The 25,431-nt window shown below is 60.6% G+C and carries 21 protein-coding genes and 1 pseudogene; 13 read left to right on the plus strand and 9 right to left on the minus strand.

Going from position 1 to position 25,431, the window contains the following annotated elements; genetic code table 11:
* Positions 1-313: 313 nt before the first annotated feature.
* Together E4O98_RS01295 and E4O98_RS01300 are read right to left on the minus strand one after the other, a co-directional pair.
* The gene (locus E4O98_RS01295; RefSeq protein ID WP_248133966.1) at positions 314-1,300 is read right to left on the minus strand and encodes a phosphate ABC transporter substrate-binding protein PstS; all 987 of its coding nucleotides are present in this window, start codon (positions 1,298-1,300) and stop codon (positions 314-316) included.
* Between the two features lie 197 nt (positions 1,301-1,497).
* Positions 1,498-2,787: an MFS transporter gene (locus E4O98_RS01300; protein ID WP_005792537.1), complete on the minus strand. Its 1,290-nt coding sequence runs from the start codon at positions 2,785-2,787 to the stop codon at positions 1,498-1,500.
* 405 nt (positions 2,788-3,192) lie between these two features.
* On the opposite strand from E4O98_RS01300, the gene E4O98_RS01305 reads away from it, so the two are divergent.
* Positions 3,193-3,597 carry an acyl-CoA thioesterase gene (locus tag E4O98_RS01305; RefSeq protein ID WP_003176975.1) on the plus strand — a complete coding sequence of 135 codons (405 nt, stop codon included), beginning with the start codon at positions 3,193-3,195 and terminating at the stop codon, positions 3,595-3,597.
* Positions 3,598-3,656: 59 nt separating this feature from the next.
* Positions 3,657-4,556: a D-hexose-6-phosphate mutarotase gene (locus tag E4O98_RS01310; RefSeq protein ID WP_248133967.1), complete on the plus strand. Its 900-nt coding sequence runs from the start codon at positions 3,657-3,659 to the stop codon at positions 4,554-4,556.
* Positions 4,557-4,673: 117 nt separating this feature from the next.
* Here the strand turns inward: E4O98_RS01310 and E4O98_RS01315 are convergent, their stop codons facing one another.
* The 5 genes from E4O98_RS01315 to E4O98_RS01335 all read right to left on the minus strand — a co-directional run bounded on the left by E4O98_RS01315 (position 4,674) and on the right by E4O98_RS01335 (position 8,513).
* Positions 4,674-5,210, minus strand: a complete 537-nt coding sequence (locus E4O98_RS01315; protein WP_103734131.1) for a DUF3299 domain-containing protein — start codon at positions 5,208-5,210, stop codon at positions 4,674-4,676.
* Between the two features lie 77 nt (positions 5,211-5,287).
* Positions 5,288-5,533, minus strand: coding sequence for a GlsB/YeaQ/YmgE family stress response membrane protein (locus E4O98_RS01320; protein WP_005792540.1), 246 nt, complete (start codon positions 5,531-5,533; stop codon positions 5,288-5,290).
* A 109-nt stretch (positions 5,534-5,642) separates the two neighbouring features.
* Positions 5,643-6,725, minus strand: a complete 1,083-nt coding sequence (locus E4O98_RS01325) for a 5-(carboxyamino)imidazole ribonucleotide synthase (protein ID WP_032878674.1) — start codon at positions 6,723-6,725, stop codon at positions 5,643-5,645.
* A gap of 11 nt (positions 6,726-6,736) precedes the next feature.
* Positions 6,737-7,228, minus strand: coding sequence for a 5-(carboxyamino)imidazole ribonucleotide mutase (gene purE, locus E4O98_RS01330; RefSeq protein WP_003195648.1), 492 nt, complete (start codon positions 7,226-7,228; stop codon positions 6,737-6,739).
* Positions 7,229-7,604: 376 nt separating this feature from the next.
* Positions 7,605-8,513, minus strand: a complete 909-nt coding sequence (locus tag E4O98_RS01335; RefSeq protein ID WP_032881175.1) for a LysR substrate-binding domain-containing protein — start codon at positions 8,511-8,513, stop codon at positions 7,605-7,607.
* Positions 8,514-8,696: 183 nt separating this feature from the next.
* Here E4O98_RS01335 and aspA point away from each other — a divergent pair, with 183 nt between their 5' ends.
* From aspA to E4O98_RS27705, 8 genes and pseudogenes are all read left to right on the plus strand, one after another.
* Entirely contained in the window at positions 8,697-10,121 is a 1,425-nt protein-coding gene (gene aspA / locus E4O98_RS01340) for an aspartate ammonia-lyase (protein ID WP_003195657.1), read from the plus strand.
* Between the two features lie 392 nt (positions 10,122-10,513).
* The gene (locus tag E4O98_RS01345) at positions 10,514-11,959 is read left to right on the plus strand and encodes an alanine/glycine:cation symporter family protein (RefSeq protein ID WP_005792545.1); all 1,446 of its coding nucleotides are present in this window, start codon (positions 10,514-10,516) and stop codon (positions 11,957-11,959) included.
* Positions 11,960-12,035: 76 nt separating this feature from the next.
* The gene (locus E4O98_RS01350; protein ID WP_248133969.1) at positions 12,036-13,013 is read left to right on the plus strand and encodes an asparaginase; all 978 of its coding nucleotides are present in this window, start codon (positions 12,036-12,038) and stop codon (positions 13,011-13,013) included.
* Positions 13,014-13,062: 49 nt separating this feature from the next.
* A complete protein-coding gene (locus tag E4O98_RS01355) occupies positions 13,063-14,055 on the plus strand; it encodes an AraC family transcriptional regulator (protein ID WP_148853781.1) in 993 nt (330 codons plus the stop codon).
* A gap of 132 nt (positions 14,056-14,187) precedes the next feature.
* Positions 14,188-15,221 (plus strand): annotated as a pseudogene (locus tag E4O98_RS01360) (histone deacetylase family protein).
* Positions 15,218-16,309, plus strand: a complete 1,092-nt coding sequence (locus E4O98_RS01365; protein WP_148853780.1) for a polyamine ABC transporter substrate-binding protein — start codon at positions 15,218-15,220, stop codon at positions 16,307-16,309. The pseudogene E4O98_RS01360 and the gene E4O98_RS01365 overlap by 4 nt, the downstream one beginning before the upstream one ends.
* Before the next feature lie 151 nt (positions 16,310-16,460).
* Positions 16,461-18,887 carry a DUF6543 domain-containing protein gene (locus tag E4O98_RS27700; protein WP_348984623.1) on the plus strand — a complete coding sequence of 809 codons (2,427 nt, stop codon included), beginning with the start codon at positions 16,461-16,463 and terminating at the stop codon, positions 18,885-18,887.
* Entirely contained in the window at positions 18,884-21,058 is a 2,175-nt protein-coding gene (locus E4O98_RS27705) for a hypothetical protein (RefSeq protein ID WP_348984624.1), read from the plus strand. The genes E4O98_RS27700 and E4O98_RS27705 overlap by 4 nt, the downstream gene beginning before the upstream one ends.
* A gap of 19 nt (positions 21,059-21,077) precedes the next feature.
* Here E4O98_RS27705 and E4O98_RS01375 read toward each other — a convergent pair whose 3' ends face one another.
* Complete coding sequence (locus E4O98_RS01375; protein ID WP_216090498.1) at positions 21,078-22,616, minus strand: PLP-dependent aminotransferase family protein; 1,539 nt, start codon at positions 22,614-22,616, stop codon at positions 21,078-21,080.
* Between the two features lie 88 nt (positions 22,617-22,704).
* Here E4O98_RS01375 and E4O98_RS01380 point away from each other — a divergent pair, with 88 nt between their 5' ends.
* From E4O98_RS01380 to E4O98_RS01390, 3 genes are read left to right on the plus strand one after another with little or no spacing between them, the layout of a single operon-like run.
* Complete coding sequence (locus E4O98_RS01380; protein WP_228309141.1) at positions 22,705-23,343, plus strand: FMN-binding negative transcriptional regulator; 639 nt, start codon at positions 22,705-22,707, stop codon at positions 23,341-23,343.
* Positions 23,340-23,786 carry a GNAT family N-acetyltransferase gene (locus E4O98_RS01385; RefSeq protein ID WP_032878663.1) on the plus strand — a complete coding sequence of 149 codons (447 nt, stop codon included), beginning with the start codon at positions 23,340-23,342 and terminating at the stop codon, positions 23,784-23,786. The genes E4O98_RS01380 and E4O98_RS01385 overlap by 4 nt, the downstream gene beginning before the upstream one ends.
* A gap of 10 nt (positions 23,787-23,796) precedes the next feature.
* On the plus strand, positions 23,797-24,468 hold the full coding sequence (locus tag E4O98_RS01390) for a GNAT family protein (protein ID WP_032878662.1): 672 nt from the start codon (positions 23,797-23,799) through the stop codon (positions 24,466-24,468).
* Between the two features lie 42 nt (positions 24,469-24,510).
* Here E4O98_RS01390 and E4O98_RS01395 read toward each other — a convergent pair whose 3' ends face one another.
* Positions 24,511-25,413, minus strand: a complete 903-nt coding sequence (locus tag E4O98_RS01395) for a homocysteine S-methyltransferase family protein (RefSeq protein ID WP_032878661.1) — start codon at positions 25,411-25,413, stop codon at positions 24,511-24,513.
* Positions 25,414-25,431 lie beyond the last annotated feature (18 nt).

Here is a 25,431-nt window from a genome sequence, read left to right on the forward strand (position 1 = left end):
GCGTTGCAACTCAGGCGTATTGAAATCAATGCGCTTGGGGGGAGAAGTTGTCGTCATGGTGGAATTGGCCAGATCATTCATGCGCACACCCTAGCGATCCTGTATGACAGAAAGATGACAGTGCAGTGACGCAACAAATCCGCCGCGAAGCAGGGCTGGCAGCGGATTAAAAATTAGGGATGCAGACTGCTTATGTGGGAGCGGGCTTGCCCGCGATGGCATCAACACGATTTCAACGCTAAACCGCGTCGCCAGCATCGCGGGCAAGCCCGCTCCCACAGAAAAGCATGCGTCTACATCAGGTATCGCAGGCTTAGTTGCCTTCTTTCAGACCCAGCTCAGCCAAGGCCTTGGCGGCCACTTTGGCAGGCAGTGGGATGTAGCCGTCCTTGACGACAACTTCCTGGCCCTGCTTGGACAGCACCAGTTTCACGAACTCGGCTTCCAGCGGGGCCAGAGGCTTGTTCGGGGCTTTGTTGACATACACGTAGAGGAAGCGCGACAGCGGGTATTTGCCGTTCAGGGCGTTTTCTTCGCTGTCTTCGATGAAGTCAGTGCTGCCTTTCTTGGCCAGGGCCACAGTCTTCACGCTGGCGGTCTTGTAGCCGATGCCCGAGTAACCGATGCCGTTCAGCGAGGAGCTGATCGACTGCACGACCGAAGCCGAGCCAGGTTGTTCGTTCACGTTAGGCTTGTAGTCGCCTTTGCACAGGGCTTCTTCCTTGAAGTAGCCGTAGGTGCCGGATACCGAGTTGCGACCGAACAATTGCACTGGCTTGTTGGCCAGGTCGCCGGTCACACCCAGGTCGCCCCAGGTTTTAACGTCAGCTTTGGCGCCGCACAGGCGAGTCGAGGAGAAGATCGCGTCGACTTGCTCCATGGTCAGGTGCTGGATCGGGTTGTCCTTGTGCACGAACACCGCCAAGGCGTCCACGGCAACCGGGATAGCGGTTGGCTTGTAGCCGTACTTCTGCTCGAAGGCCGCCAGTTCGGTGTCCTTCATCTTGCGGCTCATCGGGCCCAGGTTGGAGGTGCCTTCAGTCAGCGCAGGTGGCGCGGTGGCGGAACCGGCAGCTTGAATCTGGATGTTGACGTTCGGGTATTCCTTTTTGTAACCCTCAGCCCACAAAGTCATCAGGTTAGCCAGGGTGTCGGAGCCGACGCTGGACAGGTTGCCCGACACACCAGTGATCTTGACGTACGCCGGGATTGCCGGATCAACACCAGCGGCCACCGCGTTGGCGGTCGCAACGCCAGCAGCGACAAAAGTCATTGCCGCCATCAAACGTTTCAGTTTCATGCCTTGCTCCTAGCAGATAGGGATAATTGGATCGGGGCCAAGTATCGAGAGGCCGTGTGAACACTCTATGTCTGCAATGTGACAATTAGATGAAAGGCCACTATCGGGAAGCAAAGGTATGCGAAGTAAAAAACGGAACAGGCACTCTCATTGTGGCGAGGGAGCTTGCTCCCTCACCACAGTAGATCAGGCTGGCGTTAGCGACCGCGTTTCCACAGATACCCACCCACCAACATCCCCATCACACACAGGACGGCCACATAGTAAGCCGGGCCCATCGGGCTCTCCTTCATCAGCAGCGACACCGCCAATGGCGTCAGTCCACCGAATACGGCATAGGCGACGTTGTAGGAGAACGACAGGCCGCTGAAGCGCACCACTGGCGGGAACGCCTTGACCATCACGTAGGGCACTACACCGATGGTGCCCACGAACAAACCGGTCAATGCGTACAACGGAAACAGCCAGTCCGGGTGGGCCATCAGGCTGTGATACAGCGTCCAGGAGGTCGCCAGCAGCAGTGCGCAACCGGTAACCAGCACGCGACCGGCGCCAAAACGGTCGGCCAGGGCACCCGAGGCGATGCAACCCAGGCTCAGGGTCACGATGGCCAGGCTGTTGGCTTGCAGTGCCACCGTGGGGCTGAAGTGGTAGACGGTTTGCAGCACGGTCGGCGTCATCAGGATAACCACCACGACGCCGGCGGACAGCAGCCAGGTGAGCAACATCGACAACACAATGGCGCCCCGGTGGTCACGCAGCACTGCACGCAACGGCAGCTCGGCAGCAAGGGTCTTGCGTTGCTGCATCTCAGCGAAGATCGGCGTTTCATGCAGCCAGCGGCGCAGATACACCGACAACAGACCGAATACACCGCCAAGCAGGAATGGGATCCGCCAGGCGTAATCGGAGACCTGCTCCGGGGTATAGGCCGTATTGATCGCAGTAGCTACCAGCGAGCCGAGCAGAATACCGGCGGTGAGGCCGCTGGTCAGGGTGCCGCAGGCGTAGCCGATGTGGCGCGGCGGAACGTGCTCGGAGACGAACACCCAGGCGCCCGGTACCTCGCCGCCAATCGCCGCACCCTGGATGACGCGCATCAGCAGCAGCAAGAGCGGCGCCCACAGGCCGATCTGCGCGTAGGTGGGCAGCAGGCCCATGATCAGGGTGGGTACGGCCATCATGAAGATGCTCAGGGTGAACATCTTCTTGCGCCCCAGCAGGTCGCCGAAGTGCGCCATGATGATGCCGCCCAGTGGGCGGGCCAGGTAGCCGGCGGCGAAGATGCCGAAGGTCTGCATCATGCGCAGCCATTCGGGCATGTCGACGGGGAAGAACAGTTTTCCGACCACGGTGGCGAAAAACACAAAGATGATGAAGTCGTAGAACTCCAGCGCCCCGCCCAAGGCAGACAGCGACAGGGTTTTGTAGTCGTTGCGGGTCAGCGGGCGCGAGGGCTGCGCACTGCTTGCGGGCACGGAGGACATGGCAAGGCTTCTCTTATAGTAATCATCGTAAAGGACTGCACGCCCGTGACTTGCGGCGGGTTTGGCAAGATAGCAAATCGCCTGAAAAAGCACAGCGCCAGGAACACAGTTGCGCGCAAAAGCCCCGATACAGCGTCTATTTACCGACCAAATGAGCGTCCGGAGGTCGTCGTGGCGCCAGGGTCTCGATATACTCGCCAGTGCAAGCGCCAGACCCGCTGTCTTGAGGGGCTGCTGTGCCAAAACGTTGTTGGGTACCATCCAGCCGATTTGGCAGAGTTTCCCTTTAGTTCGCCTTACGAGAAACGCATCGAGCGGTGTATGTTGGTGCTGAAACGTTTTTCCAGAAGACGGCTATCCACTTCAAATACCCATGAAGCGTCACGGGTCAGAGGCACCCTCGGCATGATCGAACTCGAACAAGAAGATCCTATCCCGCAAGGCGATCTCGCCCTGCAAATCACTGCACTGCCGCGTGAAACCAATGGTTTTGGCGATATCTTCGGCGGCTGGCTGGTCGCGCAGATGGACCTGGCAGGCACGGCAATGGCCAGCAAGGTCGCCGGCGGGCGCGTAGCCACCGTCGCCATTGATCGCATGGCCTTCCTGGTACCGGTAGCCGTGGGTGCACAGCTTTCCTTCTATACCCAGGCTCTGGAAATTGGCCGCAGCTCGATCCAGATGATGGTCGAAGTGTGGAGCGATGACCCGCTGTCCAGCGAATGGCGCAAGGTCACCGAAGCGGTATTTGTGTTCGTCGCCATCGACGGCAGCGGTCGCACCCGTTCGGTACCGTCACGGGCGCGTTAAACCTCGCCGGGTTTTAACGGTCAATTGCCCCATTGCCTGCCACTTGAGAGAGCTTTGTTATGCCTACGCCCCACGTTGAGACGATGAAAATCGACGAGCTGGACTGCTGGCGCATCCGCCACAACGGCGCCGAGCTGATGGTGGCCCAACAGGGTGCGCATATCTTCAGTTACCAGCGCGAGGGCGAACAGCCACTGATATGGCCGAACCCCGCGGCGGTGTTCAAGCGGGGCAAAGGCATCCGTACCGGCGTGCCGGTGTGCTGGCCGTGGTTTGGTGTTTTCGACCGTAACCCGCAGAGCGTAAAAGCCATGCGCCAAAGCGATCAGCCTGCCGGCGCCCACGGCTTTGTGCGCACCGCGCTCTGGGAGTTGGCCGGGACGGCAATCGAAGGTGAAGCCCTGCGTATCGAGCTGGTGCTGCCGACTCCTGCGAACGGCTTTCCCGGCTGGCCCCATCAGGTTGACTTGACGCTGAGCCTGCTGCTGGACGAGCAACTGCATATCCGCCTCACCAGCCACAACCGTGGCACCGACACCGTGACCTTCAGCCAGGCACTGCACACCTACTTTGCTGTGAGCGACGTGCGCAACGTGCAGGTCGAGGGGGTGGATGGCTTGGCCTATATCGACACTGCTGATGGGTGGACCGAGAAGCAGCAATCCGGCTTGCTGCACTTCACTGGCGAAACTGATCGTATCTACCTGGATACGCCAGCGCAGTTGAGCATTGGGGATAAAGACTGGCAGCGCCGCATCCAACTCACCAGCGAAGGCTCGAAGTCCACCGTGATCTGGAACCCCTGGACCGAACGGGCCGAGGCACTTGATGACATGGCTGACGACGGCTGGCAGGGCATGTTGTGCATCGAGACGGCGAATGTGCTGAATGATGTGGTAAGCCTGGCCCCCGGTAAAAGCCACACCTTGGGCGTTCGTATCACCAATATCACTTTGTAAACCCAGTCAGAATGTGGGAGCTGGCTTGCCTGCGATAGCATCGCCTCAGTGCAACTGACACACCGAGTCGCCTGCATCGCAGATCAAGCCAGCTCCCACAGGGATTGGTAGCGCCAGTTAGAGATCGGACTCCTTCACCACCCGCACCTTCCCCGCCTCCAGCGCATACGCTGCATCGGCCAAGTCATTGTTGACCTTCTCCACCTTCAACATGCCCGTGACCCACAGCGGCGTGTAGATATCATCCAGCTTCAACCCCTTGGGATACCGCACCAGCACCAGTTGGTTAGGCGGCGGTGGCGGCACATGGATGCAGGCGCCCGGATACGGCACCAGGAAGAACAGCGTGCTGCGGCCTTTGGCATCGGTTTCCAACGGCACCGGATACCCACCAATGCGGATATTCTTGCCGTTCATGGCCGCTACGGTCTTGGTGGAATACATCACCGCGGGCAAGCCTTTGCTCTGCTTCAAGCCACCTTTTTCAGTGAACGTGCCTTGGGCTTCGGGGGAGTTATGGTCGATCTCGGGCATGGCTTCGAGGGCTTTCTGGTCCGAAAGCGGCATCAGGTCGAGCCAGTCGGTTTCCGGCAGTTCGCCAGCGTGCGCCAGGCCAGAGCCCAGCAGGAGGAGAGTGAAGAATAGACGGCGCATGGAGAGGCTCGGCAAATACAAGTGCCGAGCATTCTAGCCCTCTGCGCCTGCGCAGCGCAGAGGACTTTGTCGGCTGATTACTTCTTTTTGATCAGGCCGTAGATCACCAGCAACACGATGGCACCTACCAGCGCGCCGATGAAGCCCGCGCCCTGGCCTGCCTGGTAGATCCCCAGTGCCTGGCCGCCATAGGTCGCGGCCAGGGAGCCGGCGATACCCAGCAGAATGGTCATGATCCAGCCCATGCTGTCGTCACCCGGCTTGAGGAAACGCGCCAGCAGGCCAACGATCAAGCCGATAAAGATGGTTCCAATGATACCCATGGCATTTCCCTCTGATTGAATGTGAGTCATGACAAAGCCTAGTCAGGCTTTATCATCCTGCAATCAGAGAGACGACGGTGACCAATGGTTCCCGCCGACTCCCGGCTTATTACTCGGCGATCAGCGCTTCGACCTTGAGGATCTGCGCCTGCAGCGTTGCGCGATCCTTGCAGCGCAGGTTTGCGTGCCCGACTTTGCGTCCGGCCTTGAACGCCTTGCCGTAGTGATGCAGGTGGCAGTCATCGATGGCAATCACCCGCTCAACCGGCGGGACTACGCCGATGAAGTTGAGCATGGCGCTCTCGCCGACCTTGGCCGTGGAGCCCAACGGCAAGCCCGCCACCGCCCGCAGGTGGTTTTCGAACTGGCTGCACTCGGCGCCTTCGGTGGTCCAGTGCCCGGAGTTGTGAACACGCGGGGCGATTTCGTTGGCCTTGAGGCCGCCGTCGACTTCAAAGAACTCGAACGCCATCACGCCGACGTAATCCAGTTGCTTGAGCACGCGGCTGGAATAATCTTCGGCCAGGGCCTGCAGTGGGTGGTCGGTGCTGGCCACGGACAGCTTGAGGATGCCGCTGTCGTGGGTGTTGTGCACCAGCGGGTAAAAGCGCGTCTCACCATCACGGGCACGCACGGCGATCAGCGATACTTCACCGGTGAATGGCACAAAGCCTTCCAGCAGGCAGCCGACGCTGCCCAGCTCAGCGAAGGTGCCAACCACATCGGCGGCGGTACGCAGCACTTTCTGGCCCTTGCCGTCGTAACCCAGGGTGCGGGTTTTCAACACCGCAGGCAGGCCGATGCTGGCGACAGCGGCGTCCAGGTCTGCCTGGGACTGGATGTCGGCGAAGGCCGGGGTGGGGATGCCCAAGTCCTTGAACATACTCTTCTCGAACCAGCGGTCCCGGGCGATGCGCAAGGCTTCAGCGCTCGGGTACACCGGTACGAACTGCGACAGGAAGGCCACGGTTTCGGCCGGGACGCTTTCAAACTCGAACGTCACCAGGTCGACTTCGTCGGCCAGTTGGCGCAGGTGATCCGGGTCGCTGTAGTCAGCGCGCAGGTGTTCACCCAGGGCGGCGGCGCAGGCATCTGGCGCCGGGTCCAGGAAAGCGAAGTTCATCCCCAGCGGAGTGCCCGCCAGGGCCAGCATGCGACCGAGTTGGCCACCACCGATTACACCGATTTTCATCGTCAACAACCTCAGGCGATGCGTGGGTCTGGATTGTCCAGCACACTGTCTGTCTGCTCAGCACGGAATTTTTTCAGCACCGCGTGGAACTGCGGGTGCTTGGCGCCCAGGATACTGGCCGACAGCAATGCAGCGTTGATCGCGCCGGCCTTGCCGATCGCCAGGGTCGCTACCGGGATACCGGCCGGCATCTGCACGATGGACAACAGCGAATCCACGCCCGAGAGCATCGACGACTGCACCGGCACGCCAAGCACCGGCAGGTGCGTCTTGGCCGCACACATACCTGGCAAGTGCGCCGCGCCGCCGGCACCGGCGATGATCACCTCGATGCCACGGGATTCTGCTTCATCGGCATACTGGAACAGCAAATCCGGGGTGCGGTGGGCAGAGACCACCTTCACTTCATACGGAATGCCGAGTTTTTCCAGCATATCGGCGGTGTGGCTAAGGGTGGACCAATCGGACTTGGAGCCCATGATCACGCCAACCAATGCACTCATCGTCGTGCCTCTTCTCTCTGGGCGCCCGCAGGCGCGTCAAAAAACAACAAGCCACGCAGGAGACCGGCGTGGCTTGTTGTACGAATTAGTTTCGGGCCAGAACTGCCTGCGCTCAATCAGGCTGCGTTAAAAACAAACTCGGAATGCTCATTGGCTAAAGCCAACTCCGCTTCCTCGCTTGTTTTTGCCTTGCCTGATCTTCGCTCGGCGAGTTCTGACCTCGAAACGCGGCCGGTTGAACCGGCCGAAGGCCGCGCAGTATACCGTAATAATCCAGATAAACAGCCCCTGGAATGACCATCTGTCTAGCCGCTCAAACCGGCGGTTTTATTGACTCTTGAGTCAGTCCCCTGCACCGCAAAACCCTGTGGGAGGCTCAGGTACTTTGCGCCGCGCCTCCTTCCAGTTTGCGCCACAGCAACCGAACATTCGCCTTGCGCACCAACGCACAGCGATACAAGCGAATCTCCAGGGGCACGTGCCATTGCGGCCCGCCGCACACCACCAGTTCGCCGCGAGCCAGTTCGGCACGCACGCTCAGTTGAGGCACCCAGGCGATGCCCAAGCCTTCAAGAGCCATGCTCTTGAGGCTGTCAGCCATGGCGGTTTCGTAAATGGTGGTGAACCGCAGGGCCCGCTGGCGCAGCAGCAAATTCACCGAGCGGCCGAGGAACGCCCCGGCACTGTAGGCCAGCAACGGCACACTGCCCTCGCTTTCCAGGTCGAACAGCGGCTTGCCATCGGCATCGGCGGCGCACACCGGGAGCATTTCGGTGTTGCCCAGGTGCAGCGATGGGAATATCTCGGCGTCCATCTGCATGGCGGCATCCGGGTCGTAGAACGCCAGCATCAGGTCGCAACCGCCTTCGCGCAGGGCGTGCACAGCGTCGCCGACGTTAGTGGCAACCAATCGCGTGGCGATGTTCAGCCCCTCATTGCGCAGCTGTGCGATCCAACGCGGAAAGAACCCCAGTGCCAGCGAGTGTGCGGCCGCAACCTGCATGACTTCACCCTGCCCGCCTTCCAGATGATGCAAATGCCGCAGTACTTCGCCGAGCTGTTCGACCACGGTGCGCGCCGTCACCAGGAACAACTGCCCCGCCGCTGTCAGCTCCACCGGCGTGCGCGAGCGGTTGACCAGCGTCAGGCCCAACGCGGCTTCAAGGCTGCGAATACGGCGACTGAACGCCGGCTGCGTCACAAAACGCCGCTCCGCAGCCTGGGAAAAGCTGCGCGTCGCCGCCAGGGCGCTGAAGTCTTCCAGCCATTTGCTTTCAAGGTTCATCATTGCCTCCCACGCCGAATGCACCATTTTGGCACACACGCCCGCCATCATGGCTGGGTCACATCCACATTATGCCGTTTGTGCATAGCCCAGTGTTTAACAGCATTGGCCCAAAAACTTCTACAAGCCTAGCATTCGCAGCGTTCCGGCCAGTTCCGGGTCCATATCGAGATGATTTCCGTCATGTCCTCTGCTGCATCTTTCCGTACAGAAAAAGACCTGCTTGGCGTACTCGAAGTACCTGCTCAAGCGTATTACGGCATCCAGACCCTGCGAGCGGTGAACAACTTCCGCCTCTCGGGCGTTCCGATTTCGCATTACCCGAAATTGGTGGTCGGCCTGGCAATGGTCAAGCAAGCAGCGGCTGACGCCAACCGCGAGTTGGGCCAGCTCAGCGAAGCCAAGCACGCTGCCATCAGCGAAGCCTGTGCCCGCCTGATCCGCGGCGATTTCCACGAAGAGTTCGTGGTGGACATGATTCAAGGCGGCGCTGGCACTTCAACCAACATGAATGCCAACGAAGTCATCGCCAACATCGCGCTGGAGGCCATGGGCCATCAGAAAGGCGAATACCAGTACCTGCACCCCAACAACGACGTGAACATGGCGCAGTCGACCAACGACGCCTACCCGACCGCGATCCGCTTGGGTCTGCTGCTGGGCCATGACGCGCTGCTGGCCAGCCTCGACAGCCTGATCCAGGCGTTCGCCGCCAAAGGCGCCGAGTTCAGCCATGTGCTGAAAATGGGCCGTACCCAATTGCAAGACGCCGTGCCGATGACCCTCGGTCAGGAATTCCGCGCCTTCGCCACCACCCTGGGTGAAGACCTGGCGCGCTTGAAGACCCTGGCGCCGGAGCTGCTCACCGAAGTGAACCTGGGCGGCACCGCCATCGGCACCGGCATCAACGCCGACCCACGCTACCAGGCCCTGGCCGTACAACGCCTGGCCACCATCAGCGGTCAGCCGCTGGTACCGGCGGCCGACCTGATCGAAGCCACCTCCGACATGGGCGCCTTCGTGCTGTTCTCCGGCATGCTCAAGCGTACCGCGGTGAAGCTGTCGAAGATCTGCAACGACTTGCGCCTGCTGTCCAGCGGCCCACGCACCGGCATCAATGAGATCAACCTGCCGGCGCGCCAGCCAGGCAGCTCGATCATGCCCGGCAAGGTCAACCCGGTGATTCCGGAAGCCGTTAACCAGGTGGCATTCCAGGTCATCGGCAACGACCTGGCCCTGACCATGGCGGCCGAAGGCGGCCAATTGCAACTGAACGTGATGGAGCCGCTGATCGCCTTCAAGATCTTCGACTCGATCCGCCTGCTGCAACGCGCCATGGACATGCTGCGCGAGCACTGCATCGTCGGCATCACCGCCAACGAAGCACGCTGCCGCGAACTGGTGGAGCACTCCATCGGCCTGGTCACCGCGCTGAACCCCTACATCGGCTATGAAAACGCCACCCGCATCGCGCGTATCGCTCTTGAAAGCGGCCGCGGCGTGCTGGAACTGGTGCGTGAAGAAGGCTTGCTCGACGACGCCATGCTCGACGACATCCTGCGCCCGGAAAACATGATCGCTCCACGCTTGGTCCCGCTGAAGGCCTAAGCGTTTGTTGCACCGCTCACCAGGCTGAGGGACTAGACACCTCTCACCTTTTGAGGGCCTGAAGGCTCGTTCTTCAGGCCCTTTTTTTTGCCTCAAGGTTGTGAAATGAAGCCCATAAAAACTCCAATATCGCCCTGCAAACCCACCTTGCTTGCCACCGCTTGGCTGAAACCTTTAATCAGCCCGTGCAGACGGATCAGTCTCGCCTAGGTATAGTGCCGCCCCTCTCGCGTCTGCGGCCATCGGTAACGAGGCCCGGGTACCACGCGAAACCGCATGAATAACAACACCCGCAAAAGGATGGGGATCGAAGCGTCGTGCACTGCCTGGTGCCGAGCGATGCGTCGGACCGTCCTGCGTTTGCCATCAGAAAAATCAGCGAGGAACACTCCATGCTCGAAGTCATCAACGACTTCCTCTCAGGGAAAGTACTGATCGTGCTCATAGTCGGGCTCGGCGGTTATTTCACGATCCGCTCGCGTTTCGTTCAATTGCGTCACTTTTTCCACATGTTCTCGGTGTTTAAAGACAGCCTCAAGAGCAGCGCCGGTCAACTCAGCTCGTTCCAGGCGCTGATGCTCAGCCTGGCCGGCCGCGTGGGTGCCGGTAACATCGCGGGTGTCGGTATTGCTGTGACCCTGGGTGGTCCGGGGGCGGTGTTCTGGATGTGGGTCACCGCGCTGGTGGGCATGTCTTCGAGCTTTATCGAGTGCTCCCTCGGCCAGTTGTACAAGCGCACCGACGCTGAAGGCACCTACCGTGGTGGCCCGGCCTATTACATTCAGCACGGCCTGCAGAAGCGTTGGCTGGGGATGGTCATGGCGTTCCTGCTGCTGGTGACCTTCGGTTTTGCCTTCAACGGCCTGCAAGCCCACGCCGTGACCCACTCGCTCAATAACGCCTTTGGCCTCGACACCACTTACACCGGCCTCGCGCTGGCGGTGTTGTTGGGCCTGGTGTTCATCGGCGGGATCAAGCGTATTGCGTCGATTGCCGACCTGCTGGTACCGGTCAAGACCCTGGTGTACATCGCCGTGACCCTGTACGTGATCGTGCTGCAATTCGACCACGTGCCGGCCATGCTCGCGACCATCGTCAAGAGCGCGTTCGGCCTCGACCAAGCCTTCGGTGGCCTGGTGGGCAGCGCGATCATCATGGGTGTAAAGCGCGGCGTGTTCGCCAACGAAGCAGGTCTGGGCAGTGCGCCTAACGTAGCCGCGGTGGCTTCGGTAGAGCATCCGATCGCCCAGGGCGTGGTGCAAGCGTTCAGCGTGTTCCTCGACACCTTCGTGATCTGCACCTGTACTGCGTTGCTGATCCTGCTGTCGGGTTTCTACACCCCAGGCTTTGAAGGCGACGGCATTGCCCTGACTCAGAACTCCCTGGCGGCGGTGGTCGGTGACTGGGGCCGCATGTTCATCTCGGTGGCCCTGGCGTTGTTCGTGTTCACCTCGATCATGTACAACTACTACCTGGGCGAGAGCAACCTGCGCTTTCTGGTCGGCAATAACCGCAAGGTGCTGATGGGCTATCGCGCACTGGTGCTGGTGCTGATTTTCTGGGGCTCGATCGAGAACCTGAGCACCGTGTTCGCCTTCGCCGACATCACCATGACCATGCTCGCGTTCGTCAACCTGTTCGCCCTGGCATTCCTGTTCAAGATCGCCATGCGCATCCTCAACGACTACGACAACCAGCGCGCGGCGGGCATCAAGACCCCGGTGTTCGACTCCAGCCAGTTCCCTGACCTGGACCTGGACCGCAAGGCCTGGCCGGCCAATCCGGTGAAGCCTGAAGCAGCACCCTCGGCTGAACTGAGCGCTCAAGCGCAACGTTGATCACCGCTAGATGACACGCCGCCCGGCCTTGGGCATGCTCTGGGCCCGGCGGCGTTTTTCGTTCAGGAGATTTCTCATGCAACCAGCTAACAACGTGATGGTGCTCTACACCGGCGGCACCATCGGTATGCAGGCCAGCGCCAATGGCCTTGTGCCCGCTTCAGGTTTTGAGGCGCGTATGCGCGAACAGCTTGCCGACGCGCCAGTGCCCACTTGGCGGTTCCGGGAAATGTCGCCACTGATCGACAGCGCCAACATGACCCCCGCCTACTGGCAGCGCCTGCGTACCGCCGTGGTTGAAGCCGTGGACGACGGCTGCGACGCGGTGCTGATCCTGCACGGCACTGACACCCTGGCGTACAGCGCGGCGGCCATGAGTTTCCAATTGCTGGGCTTGCCCGCACCGGTGGTGTTCACCGGCTCGATGTTGCCGGCCGGCGTGCCGGACAGTGATGCCTGGGAAAATGTCAGCGGTGCTTTGGCGGCATTGGGCGAAGGCCTGGCAGCGGGTGTACACCTGTACTTCCACGGCGCGCTGATGGCGCCGACCCGTTGCGCGAAAATTCGCAGTTTCGGGCGCAATCCGTTTGCGACCTTGCAACGCCAGGGTGGCATTGCCCGCGCCGAGTCCCTGCCGGCCGCGCTGGATTACCGTCAGCCCAAAGCCTTGGCGAATGTCGCCGTACTGCCGTTGGTGCCGGGTATTGATGCTGCGCAACTGGACGCTGTAATTGGCAGCGGCATTCAGGCGTTGGTACTGGAGTGCTTCGGAAGCGGCACCGGGCCAAGTGACAACCCAGCCTTCCTGGCCAGCCTTCAACGTGCGCAGGACCAGAATGTGGTGGTGGTTGCTATCACCCAATGCCATGAAGGCGGTGTAGAGCTGGACGTCTACGAGGCCGGCAGCCGCCTGCGCGATGTGGGCGTACTGTCCGGTGGCGGCATGACCCGCGAGGCAGCGTTCGGCAAGCTCAACGCCCTGCTCGGTGCCGGGCTGGAGACCAGCGAAATCCGTCGCCTGGTGGAATTGGACCTGTGCGGCGAACTGAGCTGACCGGCATGTAACTTGCTCCACTTCCAGCCTCTCCTGGCTGGAAGTTCCCATGCTGCACTCCCACCTCACCACCCTCAATGCCGTGTCCTTGGTACTCAGCACCTTCGAGGCCGAAGGCTTGCCCCACGAAGCGTTGCTGGCCGGCAGCGGCATCTGCGCGGCGGACTTGAGCCGCGCCGACACGCGCATCGCCACGCACCAGGAGATGCAAGTGTGCGCCAATGCCGTGGCCCGTCAGCGCGATATCGGCCTGATCGTTGGCCGGCGTATGCATGTTTCTTCCTACGGCATACTGGGCTATGCCCTGCTCACCAGTGCCACTTTCGGTGACGCTTTGCATCTGGCCCTGCGGTATCCGGCGCTGTTGGGAACACTCTTCGAACTGAGCCTGGAGGAAGACGGCGAACGTATCTGGTTCACGGCCGGCGACTACCGCGAAAACCCGGCCCTGACCGCGTTCAATGTCGAGTTGTGTCTGGGATCACTGAAGGTCATCTGTGACGACCTGCTCGGCCATCCCCTGCCCTTGCTGGGCGCTCGTTTTGAACACGACGCGCCGGATTATCAGGCGCGCTACGCCGAGAGCTTCGACTGCCCGCTACAGTTTCAGGCTATTGCCAACGCGTTCGCCTTTGATAAACGCTGGCTTGCCCAACCGTTGCCCCTGGCCGACACGGTCACCCACCAGGCCATGGTCGAACGTTGCCGCAAACAAAACACTGAGTTCACCGGGCGCGAGGCCTGGCTGGGGCGAATCCGCCAGTTGCTGGCCGCACAACTGCACGCCGCCCCTGGGCTCGATGGCCTGGCGCAGCAGATGAACTGTTCGGCGCGCACCCTGCGCCGGCACCTGCATGACCTGGGCTGCAGCTATCAGGAACTGCTCGATGAGTTGCGCTTTGAACGCGCCAAACAGTTGTTGGCTGACAACCTGTGGCCGATCCACCGAATTGCCGAGACGCTGGGGTTCAGCGAAACGGCGAGTTTCAGGCATGCCTTCGTGCGCTGGAGCGGCGTAACGCCGAGCCGATTTCGTGCATGACGCGCCAATGAGGGGCGAATTGCGGACACACACTTTGGCCATATTGATCCCCTTTTGGCCGCTCCTGACGTTCTCATAAACCGCGCCCACCGCAAGACTGCATACACCGATACAGCTTGCGGAGAACAACAAATGCTGACGATCTACTCGGACGATCACCACCTGCACCACGGCCGTTGTGAACTGATGGACGGGCAACTGATGCCCTGCTTTGAAATGCCCTCGCGTGCCGACCACGTGCTGCAACGGGTCAAGACGCGAGAACTGGGCCCGTGCAGGCCCCGCAGGATTTTGGCCTGGCGCCGCTGCAACGCGTCCATAGCCGCGACTATCTGGATTTCTTCAAAGGCGCCTGGCAACGCTGGACCGAATACGGCCAGGACGGTGACCTGCTGCCCTACACCTGGCCCGCCCGCACGTTGCGCCGCGTGATTCCCACCAGCCTGCACGGCCAGTTGGGCTATTACAGTTTCGACGGTGGCGCGCCGATTACCGCCGGCACCTGGCAAGCGGCCTACAGCGCCGCGCAAGTCGCCCTCACAGCCCAGGCCGCCATCGCGCAAGGCGCCCACAGTGCCTTCGCGCTGTGCCGCCCGCCTGGGCATCACGCCGCCAGCGATTTGATGGGCGGTTATTGCTACCTCAACAACGCAGCCATCGCGGCCCAGGCGTTCCTTGATCAGGGCTGCAAAAAGGTCGCGATCCTCGACGTGGATTACCACCACGGCAACGGCACACAGTCGATTTTTTATGCGCGCAGCGACGTGCTGTTCACCTCGATCCACGGCCATCCGGAGGCAGAGTTTCCGTTCTTCCTCGGGTATGCAGATGAGCAGGGAGAAGGCATCGGAGAAGGTTTCAACTTCAATTACCCGCTACCCGCAGGTTCAGGCTGGGAGGCTTGGAGCGCAGCGCTTGAACAAGCCTGCACAGAGATCGAGCGCTACGCCGCCGACATCATCGTGGTGTCCCTGGGCGTGGACACCTTCAAGGACGACCCTATCTCGCAGTTCAAGCTCGACAGCCCGGACTACCTGGCCATGGGCGCGCGCATTGCCCGCCTGGGCAAGCCCACGCTGTTCGTGATGGAAGGCGGCTACGCGGTGGAGGAAATCGGCATCAACGCCGTCAACGTGCTGGAAGGTTTCGAGGAAGCAGCCCAATGAACATACTCAAGTCGCTCGCCCTGTGCGCCGTGGTTGTCAGTGGCGCAGCCCAGGCCGAAGAAAAAACCCTGAAGGTCTACAACTGGTTCGACTACATCACGCCCAAGGCGCTGGAAGACTTCAAGGCACAGAACCCGTCGATCAAGTTGGTGTATGACATCTTCGACACCAACGAAGCCCTGGAAGCCAAGTTGCTCACCGGCAACTCCGGCTATGACGTGGTGGTGCCGTCCAATGTGTTCCTGGCCAAGCAGATCGAAGCCGGTGTGTTCCAGCCCCTGGATCGAAGCCAGTTGCCCAACTGGAAGCACCTGGACCCCAAGCTGATGAAGCTGATCGAAGCCAACGACCCCGGCAATCAATACGCCGTGCCCTACATGTACGGCACCATCCTGATCGGCTTCAACCCAGCCAAGGTCAAGGCGGCCCTGGGCGACAACGCCCCCGTGGACAGCTGGGACCTGATCTTCAAGGAGGAAAACCTCAGCAAGCTCAAGCAATGCGGCGTCGCACTGCTGGACTCGCCCTCGGAAATACTGCCCCTGGCGTTACAACACCTTGGCCTGGACCCCAACAGCGGCAATCCCAAGGACTACGACAAGGCCGAAGCACTGATGATGAAGATCCGCCCGTACATCACTTACTTTCACTCCTCCAAGTACATGGCCGACATCGCCAACGGGGATATTTGCGTGGCGGTGGGCTATTCCGGCAGTTTTTCCCAAGCCGCCAACCGTGCCAAAGACGCCAAGAATGGCGTGACCGTGGACATGCGCCTGCCCAAGGAAGGCGCGCCGATCTGGTTCGACATGCTCGCCATTCCCAAAGGCGCCAAAAACCCGAACGACGCCTACACCTTCATCAACTACCTGCTGCAACCCACAGTGATCGCACCCATCAGTGACTTCGTCGGGTACCCCAATCCAAACAGGGACGCTACCGAGAGGGTCGACCCGACCATTCGCCACAACCCCAACCTGTATCCGACCGACACCGCCATGGCCACGCTCTACACCCTCATCCCCCTGGACAGCAAAGCCGAACGCGCCAGGACAAGGGCCTGGACCAGGATCAAATCCGGCACCTGAAGCACCTTGGTTTGACGTGTACCTTCGAATGCGCTTGTGAAGGTGGCCTATCTAAGCACCGCCTCTCTGTGTGGCCGCGCCCTAGCATGGAAATTTCTAGCCTTGACCTCAGGGCTGGTTCCACCAAACGGCCAGACAGGGAAGCCTCACCATGAACGCCCCCGCTTCAACGACCACGCCCTCGAACACATCGCGTCCGGATGCACGCATAGCGCTGCTCACCCAATTCTCTACAGGTCCTTCGTTCAGGGAGACTGCAACCCTGCTGCTGCGCGAGGCGCTACAGGAGCAGTACCCGACGCTGGATATCGACCCGGACACCGTCATGCTCGCAACGCCCACCTGGAACCTGGATGACGACCGGGTCAGCGCCGGCCCCACCGAGTACCAGGCCCTGAGTGACATCCTTGCCAGGCAGGCAGTGCTGGCGGTGCCGATCCTGTACCTTCAGGGCGAGCACTTTCTCACGCAGCAACCGATCATCGAGCCGGCGGTACACCTGCCCGTGCGCGTGACTGAAATCGCCAAGACCATCAACCAACTGGCGCCTTCGATGCTGCGGGCCTACCAGCAACAAACGATCAACTATTGGAATCAAACCAACGGCAGCGGCCCACATTGGCACGAGCTGTCGAACCTGCTGCGCACGGTGTGGGATGTCGAGGCCGCCGATGACTGGACCGCCACCGAGTGTGCCATGGCTCGCGCCCTGTTCACTCACCCCGACAAAGCCGACAGAAAGGGCAACGACCTCTACAAGCTCAGGGCTTGCCTGGTTGATATCGACCGAGTCGACGATGAAGGGCAGGTCAAGCACGTCAATGATGTGATCATCGCGGTATTGATCGGCGAACACGAAGGCAAAACCACAGTCCTCACGCATTCGCTGCTCAAGGGTTATGAAAAGTTTCCTTCGCTGGAGCACCTGGGCCAATCCTTGCCCGCGCACCTGTCGGGCTCTGTCACGGACCCGCAAATCCAATGGCGTCTGTTTGAACCGGACGGCAACTTCTTTGATCACCAAGCCTGTGCCTTGGTGTCATTGCAGATCGATACCATCGCTGAAATCGACTTCTCCGACCTGCGCAAAACCAACAACGTCGATATGGCACTGGGCACGCCACCTGCTGCTGCCCCGCCGCCTGCGCAAAGCAGCCCGGATCTGGCCTGGTACCGCGAGCAGATGCCCGACTGGCTGACAAACGCTTCACCCAGCGACTCGAATTTCTATGCTCGGCACCTCAAAGACCTCGCCGCGCTGCATAACCAGAATGCCGGTCGGTCGTTCCTGGACGACGTCCCTACTATCGAGGCGTACGCGTTGAAGGTCATCAAGGCAAAGGTGATCAAGGACCACCCGGATAGCACTAACCTGCCCTTGGAGAAGATCTTCCTGCAAATAGAGAGCCCGGTCGTGTGGGGCGCTTTCGTCGTCCCGGGCCAGGTTGAGAGCAACACGTTCAGCCTGGTTGAACTGGCCCTGCAAAACCTGATTGCAGTGCCCGTCGGTAACAAAGTGGTCAAGACCAGCAATGGCTCCAACTTGCCTGAGTGGATGACCCCTGCCTATTTTGAATCGCTGGCCACCGATGCCGATATTGGCCGTACCTACCCTGCGCTGATCAAGGAAAAGCTGCTGGATGACACTCGGGAATCTGCACGCCGCAATACGCTATATAGCCAACACCTGCGTATCCAACTGCCGATGCAGGCCTTGCAGGCCAAGATCCGCCAGGAAGGCAGCATTGACGAGCAGGGCTACCGTTATGTGACCGCGGTGATGCAAGAACAGGCCACTGACAGCAAAGTGGACGGGCAAACCATCGTACTCAGGCCCTTGGCCTTCGTGCCCACCCGACGCACGGACACCTCTGTGGACACGGTCGCCAACATGTACGTGATAGGCCCCGAAGACCCGGCGGCCGGGCCATGCCTCTTGTACCGGCCGCTGTTCACGCCAGCCCTGATGCAGTTCCCGTCGCCGGCCAACCTCATCTATACGATCGCGCAATCGAGCAGCTTGTGCGAGTCGGTCTTGGCCTGGCTGCCGGATGCGGTCCGCAGCGACTATACCAACTATGTATTTCCCGGCTCGCTGCCTTCACCTTGGGCGGTCGCCGATTACCTGGTGGAGCCCGACAAGCTATGGACCATGAGCGGGCCAATGACCCTGGGCACCGAAGTACTCAACGGTGATCGATTCACCACAATGTTCAAGGCCAATGCCCAGGCCCTGATAGAACTGGCCGACCGCCAATCGGTGTCCAACGCCGAAAGCCGTTGGGCGACCTTTAAACACGCCGGCTGGGTGATCTTCAATGGGGTGCTGCCGTTTCTGGGGCGCACCATCGGCACGGGCGCCTGGATCTGGCAGGTGGTCGATCAACTGCAAACTTTTGTGCAAGCCCATGACCACGACGAAAAACAAGCCGAGTGGTCGGCACTCACCGATGTCCTGTTGAACCTCGGCATGGCGATCACGTTGCACGCCGCCAGCCGCAGCCACCGTACCGGCTACCCACGCAAGACCACGCCAAAGCTACCAGCACAAAGCAGGTCACGATCAAACAAGAGGTGACCCTGACCAAGGAGCTGCCGGCCACACATTTACCGCACCTGCACACCAGCGGCGCAATCAAGCGCATACCCAGCGAACTCGCAACCGTGCTCGACAGCTTCAAGGTCAGCAAACCGCAAGGCCTCGGCGCGGCTGAAACCTCAAAAAACCAATACCAGCATCTCTTTCATCAGGCACAGAAGTATTACGTCCCCGTAGGGGAGCGCTGGTTTGAGGTCAGTGCCGGTGAAGATGAAGCGGTAGTCATCATCGACCCGAAGCAGCCCGGTCGAACAGGACCTGCGTTGATTCACAACGCTCAGGGCCAATGGTTCATCGACACTCGTCTGCGCCTGCGCGGCGCCGGTTCCAAGCAGCTGCAGGAGCAGTCAAAATCCAAAGCTGAGATCAACGCGATAGAAGCCAAAAGACGCCTGACGCTATTTGAACAAAACAAACCCACTGCGCAATTGGAGCTGCATCAGGCCCGTCTGGCAATGTCGGACACCGCGTCATCCACTTCATCCGAGATCAGCCGCCAAACCTACCTGCAAAAACTCAAGAGCCAGAGCAGCGACTACGAAAAGGCACTGCAACAGCTCAAGATATTGAATGTGTTCTCGCCCAGCGCGGACTATCAGCAACACGCAATCCGCTACGTGAGCGCCCAACTGGAGCTGACTCGGACCGGTATCACCGAGGCGCAAGTCGCCTTCACACCTAAACTCAAAACCGTGCTCGACCAGATCGAACATCAAATCAGCCATCCAGAGGAACGTCATATCGACGATGCCCGCATCATGACCGAATTGAGCCAGGACATGATCCAGCGCCTGAACTACAGCCAATCGCGGCTTACCCAACTCAAAGCGCTGGGTGAGCTGGGATTCGAGCAAATTCGCAATTACCGGAGTAAATTGCCAAGCTACACCGCACGCGACCTCAGGGCCTTGCAAGTGTCGATGGCGCGCAACTTATGCCTGGACGGCAGCAGCATCGCCACAGCCTCGTCAGCCTGGAGTGCCATTGACACCATCGTCGACGCCGCCAACCTGTCGATTCAGGCCTTGCATGAAACGTCGATGGAGCGTAGCCAGCCGCGCTTGGATGAACGCATCGAAACCCTTGGCAGCCTGGTGGAACAGTTCAAGATCATCGACGAACGCCTGCAGGATTTTCCGGACGAGTTTCCTGACGCAGCGCTGCCTGCACGTATCACGACCCTGCGCGAAAAAATCCGCGATTTCTATCGCGAAACCCTGGGTAGCCTGGAACTGCTGCACGCGGATCGGGACACGCTCAGAAGCCGCCCGACACCGCCTTCAACACCGCCAAGAGCAAAGAAAAAAATCATTCACACGCGCTACAACGGGGTATTGGTGGGAGTACCACGACTGACAGAGGCCGGCGATGAAACCGGCATGGTGGATGTCATCTCTCCTCTCAACCAGCAGATCATGGCGACCTTTCACGAAAAAACCCCAGGTGTGTGGGTGCAGCACGTCAATCCCGTCGAGACCACCACTACCACCACTACTCTGGACGTCGCCACTAGTATCAGCCAGGCCCAGGAGCTTCTGGAAGGGTTGGGGGCCTTCAAGCAGCGCACTGGCCAACAGGCGATCAAACCGGAGCGCAGCGCTACTGGCATTGAATGGCTGTACCACCAGCATGCGTTAAAACTGGAACAGGCCTCTGCAAACATTGAGCAGGCTCTGACCCAAAGCAACTCCACCGAGAGCAACGGGGGCTCTGCGGCTCTGGTCAACAAACAACTGAGCGAAGCGGCGCAGGCACTCTATCAAGAGGCGGCTCGCCAGAAACTGCAAATGATCAAGAAACGCCCACCCACCATCAGTAGCGTGGAATGGCTTAAGCAAAACAACGAGATCGTAATCAAGAGAACCGTCAAGCGCCGCCGGCTCAAAGGGCCTGTCAAGGTCTACCTGGATGAGTACACCCTGAGTAACCGCAGTGATAAAACTGTGCTGTGGTATGCACACTTCCATTATTCGGCCGAATGGGTGCCCGCCAGGGCTTTTCTCAGGGGCCGCTTGAAAACCCCGCAAGAGCACGCCCGGGGAGTAGATGCCGACAGTCTTGACGGCCTCAACGAACAGCAAAAAACCGCGTTCTACCTCAGCGAAATAAACCGGGACCAGGCCCAGCGGTTGTTTTTCAAGGTGAAGTAACCTCAGTGCCGGATCGTATTCAAGCCAGCCACACCCGACGCAAGCGGGCCAGCGCCTGTGCGATGGCCGCCTCAGGCACGGCAGCGAACCCCAGCACCAGTCCGGCACGCTGGTCCGGTGGTGGGCCGGTATCTGCCAGCCAGTAGCCGCTCAAGCCGTTGATCTCGACATCTACCGCGCGGGCTTGGGCAAGCAGCGCTTGCTCACGGGCCAGGCTGTCCACGCGCACCGTCAGGTGTAAGCCTGCTGCAACGCTGGGCAAGGCCCCGACACCTGGCAATTCGCTGGGCCAGCCGACCAACAAAGCGTTGCGGCGGTTCAGGGCCGCACGGCGCATACGCCGAATATGGCGCTGGAAATGCCCCGCCGCCATGAATTCGGCCATTACGGCCTGAGTGCTGACTTCGGAATGACGCATGTCCACGGCGCGGCGCTGAGCAAAGGCCTCTACCAGACCCGGCGGCAATACCAGGTAACCCAGGCGCAAAGCCGGGAATGCCACCTTGCCGAATGTGCCGACATAAAGCACGCGCCCACTACGGTCCAGCGCCGCCAAGGGCGACAAGGGGGCTCCGGTGTAACGGTACTCACCGTCATAGTCGTCTTCGACGATCCAACCGCCAGTACGCTCGGCCCAGGCCAGCAATTGCAGGCGCCGCGCCAGGCTCATCACCACGCCCAACGGGTACTGATGGGACGGCGTGACATAGGTCACCCGGCAATCCTTCAGGCGGTTCAAGACCTCGCAGTCAATACCATCGCCATCCACCGGCACACCCTTCAATCGTCCACCTGCCAACGCAAAGGCATGGCCTGCCGCGCGATAACCCGGGTTTTCCACCGCCACGCAATCCCCAGGCTCCACCAGCAACTGTGCACAAAGGCTGATTGCCTGTTGCGCGCCACTGGTGATCACTATTTGCTCAGTCGTGCACTGCAGACCTCGCGCAGTGCGCAGGTAAGCGGCGATCAGGCCACGTAGACGCTCGTCACCGGCCGGGTCGCCGTAGCATAACTGCGCCAGGTCCGGCTTGCGCCAGAACGCCCCATTAAGCTTGGCCCACACCTCAAAAGGAAATAGATCAAAGGCCGGTACCCCCACCCGAAAAGCCCGTGGCGGACCGCAAGGAGGCTGGACCAAATGGTTATGTCTGACCCTGTCCAGGCCACCACTGTGGATAACTTCGCTGGCCTGAGTGTGCGCATTATCCAGACGATTTGTGGATAAGGCTGTGGGTAAGCCTGTTGAAAACCCTGTGGATAGTTTTGTGGATAGTTTTTTTGCTGTGGGCAGCTGCGAGACGTAGGTGCCGTCTCCCACCCGGCTTTCAATAAACCCCTCGGCATACAACTGATCGTATGCGCGTACCACGCTGTTGCGCGAGATCGACAACGCCGCCGCCATATCACGGGTGGCAGGCAAGCGCGTGCCACTGACCAGCCGCCCATCCAGCACGCGCTGGCGCAGGGCGTCGTACAGTTGGCGTGTCAGGCCCTGGCGGCGATCCAACTCGATGCCAGCAGGGTCGAACGACATCGAGGGGATGACGGGCGGCATATTGGACCTATGAAATGAGGGCTAGATGGCTCTTACAACGAGCCATTAGCCTGCCTAGGATGCAGGTATTCGCCAAGGAAAATTTTCCATGTACACACCTCGCGCCTTCGCCCTAGATGATTTGCCCCAAATCCAGCAACTGATCCAGCACACGCGCCTTGCGCAGTTGGTGACCGTGGGTGAAAACGGCCTGCAGGCCAGCCACCTGCCGTTACTGCTCAATCCCGACGAAGGACCCAACGGTACGCTTTATGGGCATCTGGCCAAGGCCAATCCGCAGTGGCGCGACCTGCAAAACGGCAGTGAAGCACTGGTCATCTTTGCTGGCGCCGAGGCGTATGTCAGCCCGGCGTTTTACCCCTCCAAGGCCGAGCACGGCAAAGTGGTGCCCACCTGGAATTACCTCGCCGTGCACGCCTACGGCAAGGCCGACGTGTTCAGCGACAGCGAGCGATTACTCAAGGTCGTCGGCGCCCTCACTGATCACCACGAACGCGGCCGCGCCCAACCTTGGGCCGTCGGCGATGCGCCGGCCGACTACATCGACGCCATGCTCAAGGCCATCGTTGGCTTTGCCCTGCCTATCGACCGCCTGGTCGGCAAACGCAAGCTCAGCCAGAACCGCAGCGCAGCCGATATGGCCGGCGTACGTGAAGCCCTGGCCGGCAGCGCTGATCTGCGCGACCAGAATCTCGCCCGTTTCATTCCCCAAGGAGTTGCAGAATGACCCCGATCGACATCCGCCAAGTCACCGCCGCGGACCACGCCGCCTGGCTACCGTTGTGGCTGGCCTACTTGAAGTTCTACAACACCGAACTGCCGGACGCCGTCAGCCAAAGCACCTGGCAACGCCTGATAGACGCCCGCGAGCCGACCCACTCGGCGTTGGCTTGGCAGGACGGCAAGGCGGTGGGCATGGTTAACTTCATCTATCACCGCTCCAATTGGAGCATCGAGAACTCGTGCTACCTGCAGGATCTTTTAGTGGACCCATCCCAACGCGGCACCGGCGTAGGCCGTAAGCTGATCGAGTTCGTCTACGCCACCGCCAAGGCCGATGGCTGCTGCAAAGTGCACTGGTTGACCCACGAGACCAACGCCACCGCGATCCAACTCTACGAACGCATCGCCGAACGCCCTGGTTTCATCCAATTTCGCCAAGGTCTTTAAGGAGCCCAGCATGTCCACTTCCCTCGCCGACTGGAAAGGCGTCCCGTCACCCACGGTTCAACTGCTTGAAGGGCGCTTTATCCGCCTGGAAAAACTCGATCCGGCGCGCCACGGCGATGATCTGTTCAACGCCCTGCAAGGCCCCGGCGCCGATCCCAAGCTATGGGACTATTTGCCCTACGGCCCCTTCCCTGAACGCAGCGCATTCGATGCCTGGCTGAATAATCACGCGGCCCATAACGATCCGTATTTCTTCAGCGTGATCGACCGCGCGAGCGGCCAGGTCCAGGGCATCCTCAGCCTGATGTCGATCGTGCCCGAGCAAGGCCGCATCGAGATCGGCCACGTCACCTTCGGTGCTCCGATGCAACGCTCGCCCAAAAGCACCGAGGCGGTGTACCTGTTGGCCAAGTACGCCTTCGAGCAGGGCAATCGCCGCTTGGAATGGAAGTGCAACAACGCCAACGCCCGCTCCAAGTACGCGGCAGAGCGCCTGGGCTTCAGCTTTGAAGGCGTGTTCCGCCAGCATACTGTGGTCAAGGGCAAGAACCGGGATACCGCGTGGTATTCAATCATCGATTCGGAATGGCCCAAAGTGGGCGCGGGATTTGAGGCCTGGTTGTCTGAGGCGAACCAGAGTGGTTCGGGCCAGCTGAAAACGCTGGCCGACTGCCGAATCTAGATCTCACTCGCAACACAAAACCCATGTGGGAGGGGCGGTGGATCAGTTGGTCAGGCGCTGCGCCAGCACCGCAATATGCTCCGGCCCGATGCCACAGCACCCACCCAAATGGCTAGCGCCACGCGCCTGCCAATCAGCAGCCCAATGCAGGTAACCCGGCGGGTCGAGGTCGTCGCGCAACGGGTCCAGGCCATCGTTGGCCGTGGCTTCCTTGGGTTGTGGGGGGAAGGCGTTGGCGTAGGCACCGATCTGAATCGCTACGCCCAATCGCTCAAAGGTCTCTCGCGCGGCATCGATCGCCGCGCCGATCACTTCCGGCTGGCTGCAGTTGAACAACAACACCTGCACACCCAACTGCGCCGCCGCCTCGGCCGCTTCCGCTACCGGTTCGCCGGAGCGCAGGCGCGGTACGTCGTCGGTGTCTTCGTCTTTCAAGGTGAACGACAGCCAGAACGGTTTACCGTCCTGCGGCAGGCCGGCATGAATCGCTCGCGCTTCAACGATTGAGCTCTGGGTTTCCGCCAGCCACAGGTCGACGTGAGGCGCCAGGCCCAGCACCAGCGGTGTCAGCAACTCGCTGACCCGCTCCGGCAGGAACAAGTCGGGCCGGTACGAGCCAAACAGCGGCGGCAAGGAGCCAGCGACACGCACCGCCTTGCCGGACGCCTGCACCGCCCGTCGCGCCAACTCACCGGCCAATGCGGCCAGCGCCTGGCCTTCGGCGGCAAAGCGCGCCTCACCAATATGAAAGGGCACCACCGCGTAGCTGTTGCTGGTAATCACGTCGGCACCGCTGTCGATATAGGCCGCGTGTACCGCCTCCACCGCCTGCGGCGCTTCGCTCAAGGCCAATGCCGACCACTCCGGCTGGCGGAACGGCGCGCCACGGCGTTGCAGTTCACGGCCCATGCCACCATCGAGAATTACTGTGCGTGCTGCGCCCATATGCTTTTTACTCATATG

This window comes from Pseudomonas sp. W2Jun17, assembly GCF_023127795.1.
In the GTDB taxonomy this organism is placed as follows: Bacteria; Pseudomonadota; Gammaproteobacteria; order Pseudomonadales; family Pseudomonadaceae; genus Aquipseudomonas; species Aquipseudomonas synxantha_A.